The organism is Bacillus cereus group sp. BfR-BA-01380, assembly GCF_022663535.1.
In the GTDB taxonomy this organism is placed as follows: domain Bacteria; phylum Bacillota; class Bacilli; order Bacillales; family Bacillaceae_G; genus Bacillus_A; species Bacillus_A cereus_BB.
In genome coordinates, this window is record NZ_JAKUFS010000004.1 from 221788 (window position 1) to 238289 (window position 16502).

The following is a 16502-nucleotide window of genomic DNA, read 5'->3' on the forward strand; positions in this document are numbered from 1 at the left end:
TCAAGAAAAACAAAAAGAAACCGTTCTTTGGTAAAATGGAAGTGTGACAGCCTTTGAGGCATTTCCTTTAAAACCACATTATTCAAAAATTAAATCACTGCATCGAAGCCATTTGATTTAGGAAGAGAAGCCGCTCTTTTCATAAGTACTTCCCATAATTGTACGGATTTGTTCCATTCGTCTGCGGCCTGCCCATTTTGATACATAGCATTCTCATAATTGAGAGTAAGTTGTTGCATATCAGTTGAGTTGTAAAGCATATCGATGCGGAGGGCGTATTCTCGTAATGTTTGACTTTCACCCCGGGGGATACCGATTCTCGCAAATTGTTTTAAAAGTGCATCGTAGGCTTTTGGATAAACGGCATCACCTTTTCGGTATTTATAGAAAAGAATCAGAAAGAATGTAATCCACTTCATTCTAGTCGTAAAGAGAATATATCCCATGATACTCAGTGGTATCGTAGAGAGGAATACGTACCACCAAGAAAATGCCACTTTAGAATTTGAAATCTTTTTAGTAGAGACTTTTTCTGAATTTTCTATTAAACTTTTGAGTTTTGCTTCATTGTTCCGCTGCTGTATTTGTTCGTTGTTAGAAGTGATTACTTCGCTATTTTGCGAAGTGGAAGCTGGAGCGTTATTTATAAAATTATATGGATTGGTAAATCCCTTTGTTGGTTCGAACGGAACCCATCCATATCCAGGAAAGTATACTTCGACCCAAGAGTGTGCGTTATTATTCGCGATTTTATATACGCTATCACTTTCTGAACTAATAAATGTATTGTCAAGAGTGCCTTCTGTATAACCTTTCACCCAGCGAGCGGGAATCGAGGCGGAACGAAGTAATACGATCATAGACGTCGAAAAATTATTACAGTATCCGCTTTTTGTATCGAAAAGGAATTGATCTACATAATCTTGGTTTTTGGCAGGCACCATGACATTCATTGTTTCGTATACAAAAGAATTGTTTGTGAAGTAACTTTCAATAGCTAATACTTTATCATATCGGTTGTCTTTATCCTTTGTAAGATTGACAGCCAAGTCTTTTACTCGCTGTGGTAATGATTTTGGAAGCTGTGTATACTTAGTCATGAAATAAGAACTTGTTTCATGACCTTCATTCGTTTTTACAGCTTTCAAACTTTCTATGGAAAACTGCGGGATCTTATATGTTACTTTATACGAATTTAAAGTAGTCGAAGAGTTTCCCTTCATCGTATAAATTTTTTCTGAAAACGGGTCCGCGCTGTATGATACATCAGAAGCAGCCTCAACAGATACTAATCCTGCTGGATAAATAAGGTGAGGATAACTTTTTTGCATAGTAATCGTTGCTGCATTTGTCTCCGTTTTTGTATTTTGTTCGTACCAGCTCATGACGTCGTTTTTATTTTTAAAAGAAATTTTTTTTGGTTCCTCAGAAACTTTCCAGCCTTTTCCTGTATAAAAATCTTTTGTTTCTACTCTCCAATATTGTTTGTTTTGTGTTTGTGCTGTAAAAACAATTGTATGATCTGCCTCAAAAGGCCCGCCTAATTGCGAGTCATCTAAACCGTACCCAATTTTAGCAACTTCTAGTTTCTTACTCGCTTCAGATGTGCCGAATTTCAAAAAATTCAGCGGGTTTTGCCATTGAGGGCCAAATTTTGGAGCAAAGTATGCGATGGTTGCTGACAATACAATAAATATCGTAAGAGGTCTCAGTAATTTCGAGATATGTCTAGCATAATTATGTAAGTGTTCGCTTGCTTTTATTCGTTCAATTTGAAGAAGACTAAGCAGAAAAAAGCCGATGATAACAGTACGAATAATAGCAAAGTATGCGTTGTATAGATGTAAGTTATGAAAAGTCGTGATATAAATAATAGTTAACACAAGAAATAACAATCCGCGTTTTTTATGAATGATCCAATAAGAGATGAAAGAACATAAAAACCAGAATGATAGAAAAAATAGGGATGTCGGAAAAACGGGAGAAATATCTAGCAAATTCCCCTGAAAAAACAGAGAGGAATTTCGAGAAATATCAGAAAAGAATGCTGTTAGCCAAGATGGATTTATAAAAGCGTTTTTGTAAAATAGGGAATGAATGATGAATAAGATCGTTACAATTTTTATAGGAATCTGCCACCTTGTTTGAAAAAAAGAGAGAGTGAAGCAAACCCCTATAAATATTACAAAAATATCTAGTCTACCTACGTTTGTAATACCTATAAGCGGTCTTAGCCACTCTAGTAAAAGAAAAAATCCGCATACATGCATGAAGAATCTGCTCATATCCCATTGATTTTTTGCTTGTAATATTATCATCTGCTCACCTCAAAAAACACGTTTGTATAACGGTTTTCATAAACCACTTTTACAAATATTTTTCGTTTTTGTAGCGTTTCTAATATGTTTAGTTCTCGATGTGAGAGTTGGTTCGCTTTTTCTTTCACAACAAACACCATTAATTTTCTATTTTTTATCGCAGCACAATCAGCCGTTTTTTGAATATCGGGAGAAAGATCACTTGTCACAAATAGAATGGTTATTGGCTGATAGATTTTTCTTAATTCCATTTCTACAATTTGAGAGAGCGGGGATATACTATCTGCTTGTACTTTCGCTAAATGACAAAAGATTTGTTGTAACTGAGTATCTCCATTATCTAAAGGGAAAATCGTTCGTTCTTTTCCGACAGATACGAATGATGCTGGTGAATGTTGTTTCAAGACAGCCCTTACAATAGATGCAGTAAATGTAACGACTGATTCGAATAGAGAAGATGGGGTTCTGTCCATGAATATCATGATATTATGGCTGCGCTGTTGTTCAAACTCTTTCGTCATAATATTGTTTGTTCGTGCAGTTGCCTTCCAATCAATCCATGAAAAACGATCACCAGGCTTATAATCTCTGACACCGACAGAGATTGTAGAGTCTTTTGTTAAATTTATATTTGCTGAAAGTGTTCCTTGTTCGAAATGATTTTCCAATTGTCGATACGTTATATCTACATATTGAGGATAGACTAAAAATGTATCAGGAACTGAAAAAATGGTCTCTTTTTCCATAATACCGAATAGGTCGCCAGTTTTTACACGTACGCTCGAAAAATTGTGCTCTCCTCTAGGGATTGTGCCAATGACATATTGAAACGAAATATGTCGCTTCAATCCTGGAAAGAGTATTACTTTATTCGCCTTTGTTTGATTCCAATTTGTAAATTGCGGCGGCAGTTCATCTTCTACAACTAAATAAAACAAGGGAAAAGGGAGTTTTCTTTTTATTGTAATCGTACTTAAAAATTGTTCTCCCGCTAGATATTCTTTTTGATTCGTTATTCGTCTCACTTCAGCGTCCCGTAAAGAGTAGAAGGGAAGTAGTAATGAGTAAAGGCCGAAAGGAACCGTGCTGTAAAACAAAAACCAACTTACAAATCCTCCTTGCAGCATAGCATACACAAATGTTAAGACAAGGCATAAAGGGACTAGCAATAACTTGGTAACGTGATAAAGTGCACGTAGTAGTCTTTTCATCAAAGGTTCATCGTCCTTTGAGTCGGTACGGTAGTTCGTGCAACGATTTTGGCGATAACTTTTTCTCCCGTTATTCCTTCAAATTTTGCTTCCATTTTCAGAATGAGTCTGTGAGCTAAAACGTAAGGAGCTAAAAATTTAACATCGTCTGGAATAACATAATTTCTGCCATGGATGAATGCATAAGCCTGCGAAGCCTTCATTAAAGCAATTGAGCCGCGTGGACTTGCACCAAGTTGTATAGAACTATAAGAACGAGTCTGATTAACAAGTTTTACAATGTAATGCTTGATGGATTTGTCTATGCTTACCTCCCGTACGCTTTGTTGTAAATGCAGTAATTCTTCTATTGTAGTAATAGCTTGTAAACGAGAGAGTGGATTTGTTTTTTCCATACGGTTTAAAATTTCAAATTCTTCTTCTGGGGTAGGATAGCCCATTTTTAGCTTCAACAAGAAACGATCGAGCTGAGCTTCTGGTAAAGGATATGTTCCCTCATATTCGACCGGATTTTGTGTAGCCATTACAAAGAACGGTTTTGGTAACGATCTTGTGATGCCATCTATTGTAATATTGCCTTCCTCCATACTTTCAAGTAAGGCAGATTGTGTTTTCGGCGAGGTACGGTTAATTTCATCAGCAAGCACGAAATTCCCCATAATTGGCCCTGGTTTAAACTCAAACTGCAATTCTTTTGGATTATAAATAGAAACACCTGTTACATCTGACGGCAGTAAATCAGGTGTGAATTGAATTCGCTTGTAATCAGCATCAATTGATTTAGAAAGAGCCCGGACTAGCATTGTTTTTCCGACACCGGGAACATCTTCTAATAATACATGTCCTTCAGCTAAGAGAGCTGTCAAGGTTAGGATCGTTTCTTTTCGTTTTCCGACCATCAATTTTTCAATATTGTTGATTATCTTTTCTACAATTGGATGTAATGAATCAAGCTGCACCATCGTAATCCTCCTAATTTTATTATCTTTTTCTAGGTCATTCACTGTGATAAATAGAATTTATCCCGCTATTTGTGGGCAGTAATACTCCCACCTCAAAATTCGGCGAAAGCATTGTCCAGCTCTAGCGGCTAGAATCTCCGGTCGTTTCTCCCCCTCGGACGAGGCCAAAAGCGCCTCTCTGTCGGGTGCTCCAACGTCCTGCGATTCTGAGCGAGCCGCTTCCGCTTTTCTTAAGAAGTTAGGTGGGAGATAAACTGCCCGTAAAAGCCCGATTGGTTCCACTAATAATCAGTGGGGGATGAAGAAAACCCCCACTGATTAAAGTTTCACTTTATCTTAAAGAATTGGGTTCCTTTAGTTTGTTGCAGTAGATTAGTAATTTAAGAGAATAAACATTTGTATTGTTGAGGGATTTCGTTCTTTGCATGATATAAAAACCTTTTTCTTTTTAGTTGGGTGAGAGCCTCTGGCGATGCATTACAGTGACTTATATGTTGAAAAATCAAAATGAATTTATATACTGTATAATTCTATATCACCAAAAGAAATCCTACTCTTAATTTTTAAAATATTCAGTCTTTATTTCAGGTTAGAAAGAGGCAATTTCGTCCTTTTCAAAACAGAGCCTCTTCATCTCTTCTCACCTCAATAAGGAATGGTGTAATTAGCACAACTAAAGTAGGGTAGATAATTAGTGAAGGAACAGCTATTATCATTGGAACTTGGAAGGCAGTCAAAATTACAAATAAAATGGGGAAAAGTGCTACTAATAGAAATAACCTCTTTTTCGACTTGGCAGTAAAGAATAAGTCATGTTTACAGTGTTGACATTGTAAAGGGTCTCTCTTTACAATCATTGTTTGTTTAAATGTATGTGCCCAAGAAAGTTTATGGTTACAATTCGTACATTTGGGTAATTTCATTATCGTTCACCTCTCGTAATTTGATTTTACTATAATTATCCTTTTACCTCTATCTTCATTAGCGCCAATCTTTAAGAATAGAGCATAAACAAAAGGCTGTATAGTGTTCCGTCACTATACAGCTTTTTCTTAATTTAACTTGCAATCTGATTATTGGAATTATTTGATTTCTCAGCCTGTAAAAAGCGTTGTGTTTCTGAAACAACGACTCCGCTTAAGCCAATCAAACCAATTAAATTTGGGATTGCCATTAGTCCATTTGCAATATCAGAAAACGTCCAAACAAGTCCAAGTTTTAAATTTGCCCCAAACGTGATCATACCAACAAAAATGAGACGGTAGTATCGAACCGCATGATAGCCAAATAAATATTCAACACATTTCTCTCCATAATATGACCAGCCTAACATTGTTGAATACGCAAATAAAATAATTGCGATGCCAAGGATCATACTTCCGGCACTTCCAAATACAGTTTGAAATGCAAACGTCGTCGCTTCAACACCTGTTTTACCAGAATTCCAAGCACCTGTTGTAATGAGGACTAAACCAGTGATTGTACATACAACAAATGTATCAAGGAACGTTCCCGTCATAGATACGAGTGCTTGTTTAGCGGGGGAATCAGTCTTCGCAGCAGCGGCAGCAATCGGTGCACTGCCTAGTCCTGCTTCATTTGCGAACACACCTCGCGCCATCCCAATTTGAATAGCTGAAGCAACGGTTGCTCCGGCAAAGCCTCCAGCAGCGGCAGTACCATGAAAAGCGCCTGAGAAAATGAACTGGAATGCTGTTGGAATTTGATCTATATGATAAAAAATAATAATAAGACCAGCAATGATATAAAAGAAAGCTTTAATTGGAACAAAAAAACCAGTTACTTTTCCAATTTTTTTAACGCCGCCTAAAATGACAATTGCGATGAAAAGAGCCATTACGATTCCTGTTACGACAGGGGATACGGAAAAATTAATTTTCATCGCCTCAGCAACTGAATTAGACTGCACCATATTTCCGATTCCAAATGAAGCTGTCGTTCCGAAAATAGCAAATAGTATAGCGAGCCATTTCTTTCCTAACCCATGTTCTAAATAATACATCGGACCACCAGAGTATTCCCCGTTAGCACCATGCATGCGATATTTTACTGCAAGGATCGCTTCTGAATATTTTGTTGCCATACCAAACAAGGCAGTAATCCACATCCAAAACACTGCGCCGGGTCCTCCAATAGATACTGCGGTTGCAACGCCAGCTATATTTCCCATCCCAATAGTAGCTGACATGGCGGTCATTAACGCTTGAAAGTGGCTAATATCTCCTTTAGAAGAGTTGTCTTCTGATTTTCCGAATGCTAGCTTATGTGCGTATAATAGTTTGATAAATTGTAGGCCTCGTAGGCGTACTGTAAGGAGGATTCCTGTTCCAACAAGCAACACGAGTGTTGGCAGCCCCCATACATAATGATTGATTACTTCTAATACTTGATTCACTGTTTCCATCTTTACTCTCCTTTAGAAAAAATAAAAAACCATTTCATGTAAACGAAATGGTCTCTGGAGATACAAGGAATAGAAAAATAAACCGATTCGGGAATCGGTATTTTCTGTCGCTTGTCTCTGTCCTTTTACCTGAGAGATTATCCGCTGTAATGGCGGATTTGCTCCTTCGGTGCTCTGTTTCCTCCATGTTGCTGTGCAACAGGAGGGAGTCTCTCCAGAGATTCGTCCCCATACAGTTCTACTTGAACACAAGACCTGAGAGTTTCAAAGCTGTCCGACCAGCTTTTTGCCCCATCGGTAGATCAATAGATCTTCTCCTGTATGGTTCATCCGAATGCTATGAAATTAACATGAGTAATTATAGTCATGAATTATATGGTAAGTCAAGAAGAAAATATTTATAGGTTCATAATTTATGACTAGTTTACTTTGTTGAAAAAAGATGGAGATCAGTATAACCACGTTTAGGGGACTGCCTGTAAAAGTCTAGGGCTTTTTTAAGAATATTTTAAGATAAAATATGTCATCTAAGCTATATCTCCAATTCTTTTATTCCAAATCCATAGGGATAAACTGAAAAATAATAAAATTACTAATAGGAATATAAGAACATAATGTAATTCAAATGCTCCGCCTAGAATAGAAAAAGCGATATCGGATGTTTGGAAAAATATAATTTTTACTGGTTCGAATAAATAAATACCACTAATTAACAATGCGATACTTCCTAAAAATGTTAAAATTGGTTTTTGAACAATTACACTTAGTAATGAAATTGCTGCAAGTAACGCTATATGTATTCCGAACATAATTAAGTAGCATTTGAGATTATATATAGTAGAATCTAACAAATTTAGATGTTTATCTATATTATAATAGACTGTATATTCCACTTTAGGCATAAGTAAATAACCAATTAAAACATTTGTCAGATACGTACATAGTAGAATTCCGGTATAAACAGTTGCAAGAGAAATCCATTTACTTACAATTAGTTTCCACTTTTTTAATGGACGAAGTAAAATCATTTTATAAGCACCAGAATCAATTTCAGAACTTAGTGATTCTGAAAAAAATAATGGTAATAAGATAAATATCAAAAGAGCATTATATTCGCTCATTTGTGTTATTGGATAATTCAAGCTGTTTATCGAGAATTTTATTCCATCCACAGTATAAGTAGTGTAATTCCATCTTAACTGAAATAGTAAATAGGAAAATATCGGAAATAAAACAGAGATTACAAACAGTACTTTGGTACTTTTTCTAGAATAAATTCTTTCAATTTCAGATAAAATTAATCTTCGCATAAGACATATCCTCCTTTTTAATCAAGATAATCTGTATTTGTAAATGCTAAATAAGATAAGGATTTACAAATTACAAAAGTAACGATTAAGCTGTATATAAAAACATTTGAAATTCCAGCAGCAAAATAAGCAGCACCTTTAAATTGTATAAATAATAGGGATAAAGATTGGTACATGAATGTAGTTGGATGGTTCTCTGGATATCCTTGAATAAAATAACCGATAACTATAAAAAGGAATATATTGGAGAATAAAAAACCTAAACTTAAACCAATGACTCCTGTGATTGATTTGAGTTTTATAGAAATGAATTCTACAATACTTGCATAAACAATTAAACTTAAATATGCTAATAAATAATATTTCAAAGAAAAGGTGACAACATCATTTAAACTGTAAGGTCCATCTTTGAAAAATAGTGAAGTTTTATTTAATCTTGGTAAAAATAAGGAACTCAGAAAGCAAGAAACTAAAAATTGAAATAATAGTATTAAAAATATATTAATTATTAAAGATGAGGATTTTGCTATGTATAATTTTTTTATAGAAATCCCTCTTGTAAAAACCATTCTTAGATGTCCTTTTCTATACTCAGAATGAAAACTTAATGCACAAAATGCTATTACAATAGCATTAAAAGCACTAAAAAGCATTTCTTGTAAACTTGTTATATGAAAATTTAAGTTTGAACTAAATGCTACATTTGTCGGTTTTATTGAGTTATTTGTTTCTAAAGAAAATTTTAGTGATAATAATACAATAATTGGTATAGAAAGGAAGCATAGTATATTTATCTTATTGGACCAAAATTTTTCTAGTTCGTATACTAAAAGAGATTTAAACATTAAACCCTCCTATAAAACAACTATGAGTTGTGAGTTTTTTTGATTTTTTACACTTATACAACCGGAAAATTTATCCCATTAATTCAATAAAAATATCTTCTAATCTCTTGTTATCTTCTACGGAGCTTAGAAGAGTTTTATTATCACCAGTCCACTTTATATTGCCTTCCTTGATAAAAACGTATTTCGTGCATATTTTTTGAAGTTCATCTAAAAGATGGCTTGAGATGAAGAATGTAATTCCAAAACGCGTTTTAAGGTCAATTATTAATTCTCTTAATTCTTTCATTCCTACTGGATCAAGACCATTTGCAGGTTCATCTAATATAATTATTGATGGATTATTGAGTAATGCTTGAGCAATACCAAGTCTTTGTTTCATTCCTAAAGAATAAGTTTTTACCTTGTCATTTCCTCTATCACTTAACCCTACAATTTTTAATACTTCTTCAACTTTTTCCAATTGTTCTTTTCTATTCATTCCAAAGTTTAATCTTGCGAGATTCTTAAGATTTTTTCTTCCTGATAAATACTCGAAGAATACGGGAATTTCTATAATAGCTCCTATTCCAAATAAAGCTTTTTCTCTATCTTTTTGTATATCAATTCCATTAACGAATATACTGCCTTCATCAGGTTTTATTAATCCTGTTATCATTTTCATAATAGTAGTTTTTCCAGCACCATTTGGACCTATAAATCCGCAAATATCTCCCTGCAAAATTTCAAAAGTAGCATTGTTGATTATTTTTCTTTTTTTTAAAGATTTGCTAACGGCTGTTACCTCAATTTTTTTCTCAGGCATTCCTAACACCCTTTCCTGTTTATTTATAAGTTATATAAACATATAAAAATCAACTTTTTATAAACTTTATGGAAAGTTGATTTTTAAATTAATAATATATAATATACATATTATGGGTTTTGGGAATTTAAATCCTATAGTATTGTATAAATAGAAAATGCGAATTAATTATGTTGAGATTTGTAAAGGTAAGGAAATTTTATAAGATATTAAGAAAATACTAGAATTTTAAAAATAGTATATGGGGTGAATAATTGTTGAATGGAAAAGTACTCGTAGTGGATGATAATAAGGATATTATTTCATTTATAAAACCAGCTCTTGAGGCAGAAGGGTTTACAGTTGATTACGCTATCTCTGGATTCGAAGCTCTCGGAAAAATCAATCAAGAATTAAGTATCATTTTACTAGATGTTATGCTCCCTGATATGAATGGATTTGATATTTGTAGACAGATTAGAGAAAGTGTAAGTTGCCCAGTTCTGTTTTTAACAGCACGAGGGCTTGAACAAGAACGAATTAAAGGATTTTTAGTAGGGGGAGATGACTATATCACAAAGCCCTTTTCTTTAAAGGAGCTTATATTGAGAATTGGTGTTCATATAAGGAAGGATGGTAGAGGAGTACAAGTAGACGATCGAAAGAGATTGGCTTTTGGAAATCTTGTAGTTGATATATTAGCAAAAAGTATCCAAATAAATGGACAAACCATAGAGTTAACTAAAAAGGAATATGAATTGATTGAATTGTTATGTACCCATCCTGGACAGGTATTCTCTAAAGAACAGATTTTTGAAAGAATATGGGGAAATTTGAGTGAAAGTGATATAAATACAATTACGGAACATATTAGAAGAATACGGGCAAAATTCGATTCCCATAAATTTAATAAAAATTGTATTAAGACGGTATGGGGGCTGGGGTATAAATGGGATTGTTGAGTAATTTCAATATGAAATACAAAATAAAAACTCAGTTTTTATTATTTTTTATTTTAAGCTTTATAGTATCCGTTATACTTTCATTTGTTCTCTTTGGTTTGTTGATGTTCTCCTTTGACAATAAAAGAACAGCATATAATATTGAGAATTATGTAGTAAAAAATAGAAATGAAATATCTAACCCCGACTTTCAGCGGGAATTAAATGAGAAAATCGCCCGTGCAGGTTTTGAATATTGGATTGTATCTAAAGATAAAAGTGTCTTGTATACTTCCTCAAACTTAAAGCATTTGCCAGAAAACGTTGTAATTAGCAATAAGGAGTATTCTGGACAAGAATATAATAAAGATAATGAAAAAACGTACGGGATTTCATTTAAACCGTTGTTAGATGGCGAATTATTTCAAGGAGGGATAGTTTTAAAATATAGGAGTAACGCTTTTGCAGAGACGAGTGTAATTGATAGTCTTTTGAGGAAAACAGGGCCTGATTGGTTTGTTATCTTTTTTGTTCTTTTCCCTGCGTTTCTAATACTCCCCCTTTTTATCGTAACAATCTTTTCTATCTTATTTTCTAAAGGAATAAATCGTCCCTTGAAAGAAATAGTTGAAGCAAGTGATCAAATAAAAAATGGTCGATTAGATTTTAGAATAGATGCATCTTATGATAATGAATTAGGTCATGTTTTGAAGTCCTTCGAAGACATGAGAGGCGCTCTTCAATCTTCGCTTAAAACACAATGGGTTATGGAAGAGCAGCGAAAAGATATGATTTTATCTCTCACTCACAATATAAAAACACCGATAACGATTATATGTGGACATTTAGAATTGCTTGAAGGTTCTTATAACAATATATCAGAGGAAAATAGACTGAAACATATCAATATTTTATTGAATAATGCTGATAAAATAAGATTAATGATTAATGAATTAAACGAAATTTGGGACTTGGAGCGGCCAAATTTCACAATGAATATACAAAATGTTAATCTCAAAGAATATATTTCAGAGGTGGAGAGGAATTTTACATATATTTGTATAGAAAAAAATATCAATTTTCTAGTATCTTCCTCATTTGAATCCGAAGAAACTTTTAACTTTGATCCTTTTAGAATGAATGAAGTACTTGAAAATATTATATCTAATTCTCTAAAATATGTTGAAATTGGTGGGGAAGTTTTATTTGAAGCATATTTGGAACATAAAGGGTTAGTATTCAAATTATCAGATAATGGAAAAGGATTTGCTGAAGAAACTGCTATGATTTTTAATAAACACTACAAGGGAAACGCAGATGCCTTGTATAAAAATAGTTCTGGGTTGGGGCTATATATTTGTAAGCTCATCGTTGAAAAGCATGGCGGAGAAATTTTTGCTTATAATAATGCAAAAGGTGGAGCTACTATAAAAATCTTATTGCCAACAGGACATTCAGATTCGTTTAGAAAGTCCAATCAAAATTTTCAAGGTAGTCTTAGTTAGTTTTTAAATCCTATACAAGTTGAGGCGACTATTTGAAAAATAGGTTGATTTATAATATGTAAAGGAGAAATATATGAAACCATTACAAGGGAAAGTGGCAGTAGTAGCAGGTGGAACACGCGGTGCTGGAAGAGGCATTGCGATGATGCTTGGTGAAGCTGGTGCTACTGTATATGTGACAGGAAGAAGCACAAAAGGAAACTTATCATCAATGGGTAGAACGGAGACTATCGAAGAAACGGCTGAACTTGTAACGAAACAAGGCGGAAAAGGAATTGCGGTTCGCGTTGATCATACTGTGAAAGAAGATGTGGCAGCTTTATTTGTAAAAATTGATAAAGAGCAGAATGGGCAGTTAGATATTTTAGTAAATGATGTATGGGGGGGCGATCCACTGACAGAGTGGAATGTACCATTTTGGGAACATAATTTGGATAATGGAATTCAAATGCAAACAACCGCTGTACATTCTCATATCATAACGAGTCATTACGGTGTCCCGCTTATGGTGAAGAATAAGAAAGGACTCGTTGTTGAGATTACAGATGGTGTCGATTACGAATATCGGGGGAATATGTTTTATAGCCTCGCTAAAATTTCCACAATTCATTTAGCCCAGGCAATGGCAAGAGATTTAGCTCCTTACAACATAACATCTGTTGCAGTCAGTCCAGGGTTTTTACGTTCTGAAGCTATGTTAGACATATTCGGTGTGACAGAAGAAAATTGGCAAGAAGGAGCAAAAAAAGATCCGCATTTTATCGCATCAGAAACACCGTTTTTTATCGGAAGAGCAATTGCTGCTTTAGCAAGCGATCCTAATGTTCATAAGAAAACAGGAAAAGCACTTAGCTCGTGGGAATTAGCAAGAGAATATAAATTTAAAGATATAGATGGAAGACAGCCTGATTGGGGAAAATATTTTGAAGAACATGTAAAACATACTTTATAAAGTAATGTAATGGGTTTAGGAAAGAATAACTATAAAACTCGTCATCATACTTTCTTCTATATGAAAAAGAGTATGTTTAGAACAACTTGTTTAAACATACTCTTTTTCATTTGATAAACAGGATTAAGATTAATTTGAAGATGGTAATACTGTGTATAAATTGTTGTAAAAGGAATGGACTATATGGATATTGTTCTTGAAAGCATGATACTAATTGCTACAGGTATTATCGTTTTAAAAATAGCAGGAAGTAGGTCTCTTAGTCAGATGACAAGAGCTGAAATTATTGTCGTTGTATCTATTGGGCGCATTATAGTAGAGCCGGTGTTAAGTAAGAAGTTAGGAACAACAATATTAACCGCGTGTACATTTTCGATTGTTTTACTGATCATTCATTATTTAGAAGTGAACTCACGAAAGGTGGAACGATTTCTAGATGGTAACACGCTCGTTATTATTAGAGATGGACAAATTGTAAAGGATAACTTACATCGTGCCAAAATGACAGAACAGCAATTATTTATGCATTTACGAGAACAGGGAATTCATGACATCCAAACATTACAGCAAGTAACTGCAGAGCCAAGCGGCCGTATTGGTTATCAATTAACAGCTCAAGCACAGCCGGTTACTCGCGAAGTGTTAGAGAAGGTACTGCGGCAATATATTTCTAAAGAATAAGGAATATTAATGTGTCTATTTTTGAAAATCTAAAATTATTTCACGTAGCTTTTGTAGTCCAACAATTAAATCTTGATCGTTTAGCATGGAGTAACTGATACGCATATATTCGTGTTTCGGTTCATGAACAAAGCAAGCTGTTCCGGGTAAAAAAGAAATGTCAGCTTCATTTGCTTTTTTTAGTAATGTAAATGAATGCATTGAATTCGGAAGGGAAATCCATAAATTAAAGCCGCCTTTCGGTACTTGAAAATGAATTGTATCCGTTAAGGAAGCAAGTATTTCCATTGTAGTATCACGACGCATTTGTAAGGCAGTTCGTAATTTTTCTAAATGATTCTTCATTCTTTCTGTCCGTAAAAAAGGTAAAATAGCTTTTTGCGTTAACTGCGGACTTCCTATATCCATTAATGCTTTTGCGGCATATAACCAATCAAATACAGGTCCTTCGGCTAGAATTGCTGCAATACGAATCCCAGGTGCTAACGTTTTGCTAAATCCTTTTAAATAAATCACATGCCCATTTGTATCGAAATATTTAAGGGGAGCCGGAAGTGTAACATCATCAAAATAAATCTCACCAAAAGAATCATCTTCTATAATAAAAAAGTGATAAAGTTCTGCTAATTCTATAAGTTCTTTTCGTCTTTGTTCACTCATTAATATCCCAGTAGGGTTATGAAAGGCAGGATTCACGTATAACAAAACTGGATTATTCTTTTGACACACCTCATCTAATAAATCAGAACGGATGCCTTGTTCATCAAGCACAATGGAAATAACGTTGATTCCTTTGTTAACAAACACATCAATGGCAGCACCGTAGCACGGACTTTCTACGATTACCGTGTCTCCTGGTTTTAATAAGGTTTGAGCGATTAAATCAATTCCTTGCTGGGCACCACTTGTAATTAATAAATGAGCAGGATCAACGCTCAATCCTTGATAGCCTTTTAAATATTTGCAAATTTCCATGCGGAGCTCTTCATCACCTTGCACGGATCCGTATGTGGCTAAAATCATTTTGTCTTCGTCTAATATTTTTTGCATTTCGTACGATAAAAATGGGTTAGGTAAAAGACGCGGGTAGAGAATGGCCTGGGAAAAGTCATAGTATTTTTTGTGGCGATTGATGATATATTGAGATCTTATTACATTAACAGCTTTCATATGTTGCCAGTCGTAAGGAGCATGTATGTTTAGAGGAGTATTTCTTTTTCCTCTTATGTAAACTCCTTTTCCTGGTTGTATGTATACATAACCTTTTGTCTCAAGCCGTTTATATGCTTTACGAACCGTCAATACACTTATTTTCAGATCATCTGCTATGGTACGTAGAGAAGGGAGAGCGTCTCCATCTGCTAACATGCCACCTTGAATACGCTGAACGATTTGCTCGTAGATTTGCTGGTAGAGCGGTATATTAGATTCTTTTCGGAGTACAATCTTCATGATCTCACCTAATCTTCTTTTTATTTTCATTTAAACTGAAAAAAACTTTATAATCAACATAAAATACATACAACTGTTATATAGCTTGATGTACTGTTATACACTGTTTTCTCTATACTCATTTCAAGAATGAAAAGGGGGAAGCAGTATGATTATTTTTAATTATCTTCTTATTTGTGTCATTTTTGGGACGACATTTTTAACGATTAAAATAGGAATTGCAACAGGGGCTCCGCCGCTTTTTTCAGCGGGGATTCGTTTCTTTTTGGCAGGTATAATTGTTATCATGTTTTTTATCGTGAAACAGAAACAAGTCATACCATACCTTTTAACAAAAAGAATTATATTTGCTGGTTTTTGTCTTACATTTATGACCTTTGCAACTTTATATTGGGCAGAGCAGTATATCTCATCAGGATTAGCAGCCGTTCTTTCCGCTATAGGTCCCATGATGATTTTATTACTTCAAACGAAACGAACGAAAACGAAATTGAGAAGGGAACAACTTTTTGCCCTTATACTTGCTCTTATAGGAGTTGTATGCATTTCTTTACCAGGATTACAACAGCAATTTTCTTATACTTGGAGCATTGCTTGCCTTGTTATATTAGTAGGAGAATTCTTCTACGGAATGGGCGCTATTCATTCAAAGGAAATTTTATCAGATTTACTAGATGTCTCGCCATTTTTGATTAATGGTATCCAAATGTTATATGGAGGCCTATTCCTAATAGTTTGTTCCCTCTTATTAGAACATCCGAATCTATCTGCCTTAACGACATGGAACGTTCAATGGCCGATTCTGTATTTAATATTTATAGGTTCAATAGGTGGGCATGGCTTATACTATTGGCTATTATCCAAAACCAATCCTGTATTTCCATCTACTTGGCTTTATATTTCGCCATTAATTGCGGTTATAACAGGATATATGTTTTTAGGTGAACCAATCAAACCGGTGATGGGAATTGGAGCTTTCTTCATATTAATCGGTGTTTTTATGGCGAATCGATCCACACTTGAGTTGTATTGGAGGCAAGGGAAACTGTTGAAAAAAGAGATGTAAGGTTTTTTTATTTCATTCATGATTTTTAAAAATAAAAGGACGTCTTAAGA

Annotated in this window: 14 protein-coding genes and 1 riboswitch; of the genes, 5 read left to right on the top strand and 9 right to left on the bottom strand. The window is 34.4% G+C overall.

The window, feature by feature from the left end:
* Positions 1-89 precede the first annotated feature (89 nt).
* From MR076_RS05880 to MR076_RS05915, 8 genes are all read right to left on the bottom strand, one after another.
* Positions 90-2318 carry a transglutaminase TgpA family protein gene (locus MR076_RS05880; protein WP_242218601.1) on the bottom strand — a complete coding sequence of 743 codons (2229 nt, stop codon included), beginning with the start codon at positions 2316-2318 and terminating at the stop codon, positions 90-92.
* Positions 2315-3529, bottom strand: a complete 1215-nt coding sequence (locus MR076_RS05885; RefSeq protein ID WP_242218603.1) for a DUF58 domain-containing protein — start codon at positions 3527-3529, stop codon at positions 2315-2317. The genes MR076_RS05880 and MR076_RS05885 overlap by 4 nt, the downstream gene beginning before the upstream one ends.
* Entirely contained in the window at positions 3529-4491 is a 963-nt protein-coding gene (locus MR076_RS05890) for an AAA family ATPase (protein ID WP_242218605.1), read from the bottom strand. Before MR076_RS05890 ends, MR076_RS05885 begins: the two co-directional genes overlap by 1 nt.
* 614 nt (positions 4492-5105) lie before the next feature.
* Entirely contained in the window at positions 5106-5414 is a 309-nt protein-coding gene (locus MR076_RS05895) for a TIGR04104 family putative zinc finger protein (protein WP_277928387.1), read from the bottom strand.
* 134 nt (positions 5415-5548) lie between these two features.
* A complete protein-coding gene (locus MR076_RS05900) occupies positions 5549-6916 on the bottom strand; it encodes an alanine/glycine:cation symporter family protein (RefSeq protein WP_242218607.1) in 1368 nt (455 codons plus the stop codon).
* A gap of 107 nt (positions 6917-7023) precedes the next feature.
* Positions 7024-7144: riboswitch (glycine riboswitch) on the bottom strand.
* A gap of 299 nt (positions 7145-7443) precedes the next feature.
* Positions 7444-8226 (bottom strand): ABC transporter permease, encoded by a 783-nt coding sequence (locus MR076_RS05905; protein ID WP_242218609.1) that lies wholly within the window; start codon positions 8224-8226, stop codon positions 7444-7446.
* 17 nt (positions 8227-8243) lie between these two features.
* Positions 8244-9071: an ABC transporter permease gene (locus MR076_RS05910; RefSeq protein ID WP_242218610.1), complete on the bottom strand. Its 828-nt coding sequence runs from the start codon at positions 9069-9071 to the stop codon at positions 8244-8246.
* 70 nt (positions 9072-9141) lie between these two features.
* Positions 9142-9876 carry an ABC transporter ATP-binding protein gene (locus tag MR076_RS05915; RefSeq protein ID WP_242218612.1) on the bottom strand — a complete coding sequence of 245 codons (735 nt, stop codon included), beginning with the start codon at positions 9874-9876 and terminating at the stop codon, positions 9142-9144.
* A gap of 257 nt (positions 9877-10133) precedes the next feature.
* Between MR076_RS05915 and MR076_RS05920 the strand changes: the two genes are divergently transcribed.
* The 4 genes from MR076_RS05920 to MR076_RS05935 all read left to right on the top strand — a co-directional run bounded on the left by MR076_RS05920 (position 10134) and on the right by MR076_RS05935 (position 13934).
* Complete coding sequence (locus MR076_RS05920; protein WP_242218614.1) at positions 10134-10817, top strand: response regulator transcription factor; 684 nt, start codon at positions 10134-10136, stop codon at positions 10815-10817.
* Positions 10805-12301 carry a HAMP domain-containing sensor histidine kinase gene (locus MR076_RS05925; protein ID WP_242218616.1) on the top strand — a complete coding sequence of 499 codons (1497 nt, stop codon included), beginning with the start codon at positions 10805-10807 and terminating at the stop codon, positions 12299-12301. Before MR076_RS05920 ends, MR076_RS05925 begins: the two co-directional genes overlap by 13 nt.
* A 73-nt stretch (positions 12302-12374) precedes the next feature.
* Positions 12375-13253, top strand: a complete 879-nt coding sequence (locus MR076_RS05930; RefSeq protein WP_242218619.1) for an SDR family oxidoreductase — start codon at positions 12375-12377, stop codon at positions 13251-13253.
* 183 nt (positions 13254-13436) lie between these two features.
* Positions 13437-13934, top strand: a complete 498-nt coding sequence (locus MR076_RS05935) for a DUF421 domain-containing protein (RefSeq protein WP_242218620.1) — start codon at positions 13437-13439, stop codon at positions 13932-13934.
* Between the two features lie 15 nt (positions 13935-13949).
* Here MR076_RS05935 and pdxR read toward each other — a convergent pair whose 3' ends face one another.
* Positions 13950-15386, bottom strand: coding sequence for a MocR-like pyridoxine biosynthesis transcription factor PdxR (pdxR, locus tag MR076_RS05940; RefSeq protein ID WP_242218622.1), 1437 nt, complete (start codon positions 15384-15386; stop codon positions 13950-13952).
* A gap of 148 nt (positions 15387-15534) precedes the next feature.
* On the opposite strand from pdxR, the gene MR076_RS05945 reads away from it, so the two are divergent.
* A complete protein-coding gene (locus tag MR076_RS05945; RefSeq protein WP_242218624.1) occupies positions 15535-16452 on the top strand; it encodes a DMT family transporter in 918 nt (305 codons plus the stop codon).
* Positions 16453-16502 lie beyond the last annotated feature (50 nt).

Excerpts from the sequence above, each read along its gene's own strand:
- MR076_RS05880 (WP_242218601.1), bottom strand. The coding sequence starts at position 2,318 with ATGATAATATTACAAGCAAAAAATCAATGGGATATGAGCAGATTCTTC.
- MR076_RS05885 (WP_242218603.1), bottom strand. The coding sequence starts at position 3,529 with ATGAAAAGACTACTACGTGCACTTTATCACGTTACCAAGTTATTGCTA.
- MR076_RS05890 (WP_242218605.1), bottom strand. The coding sequence starts at position 4,491 with ATGGTGCAGCTTGATTCATTACATCCAATTGTAGAAAAGATAATCAAC.
- MR076_RS05895 (WP_277928387.1), bottom strand. The coding sequence starts at position 5,414 with ATGAAATTACCCAAATGTACGAATTGTAACCATAAACTTTCTTGGGCA.
- MR076_RS05900 (WP_242218607.1), bottom strand. The coding sequence starts at position 6,916 with ATGGAAACAGTGAATCAAGTATTAGAAGTAATCAATCATTATGTATGG.
- MR076_RS05905 (WP_242218609.1), bottom strand. The coding sequence starts at position 8,226 with ATGCGAAGATTAATTTTATCTGAAATTGAAAGAATTTATTCTAGAAAA.
- MR076_RS05910 (WP_242218610.1), bottom strand. The coding sequence starts at position 9,071 with ATGTTTAAATCTCTTTTAGTATACGAACTAGAAAAATTTTGGTCCAAT.
- MR076_RS05915 (WP_242218612.1), bottom strand. The coding sequence starts at position 9,876 with ATGCCTGAGAAAAAAATTGAGGTAACAGCCGTTAGCAAATCTTTAAAA.
- MR076_RS05925 (WP_242218616.1), top strand. The coding sequence starts at position 10,805 with ATGGGATTGTTGAGTAATTTCAATATGAAATACAAAATAAAAACTCAG.
- MR076_RS05930 (WP_242218619.1), top strand. The coding sequence starts at position 12,375 with ATGAAACCATTACAAGGGAAAGTGGCAGTAGTAGCAGGTGGAACACGC.
- MR076_RS05935 (WP_242218620.1), top strand. The coding sequence starts at position 13,437 with ATGGATATTGTTCTTGAAAGCATGATACTAATTGCTACAGGTATTATC.
- pdxR (WP_242218622.1), bottom strand. The coding sequence starts at position 15,386 with ATGAAGATTGTACTCCGAAAAGAATCTAATATACCGCTCTACCAGCAA.
- MR076_RS05945 (WP_242218624.1), top strand. The coding sequence starts at position 15,535 with ATGATTATTTTTAATTATCTTCTTATTTGTGTCATTTTTGGGACGACA.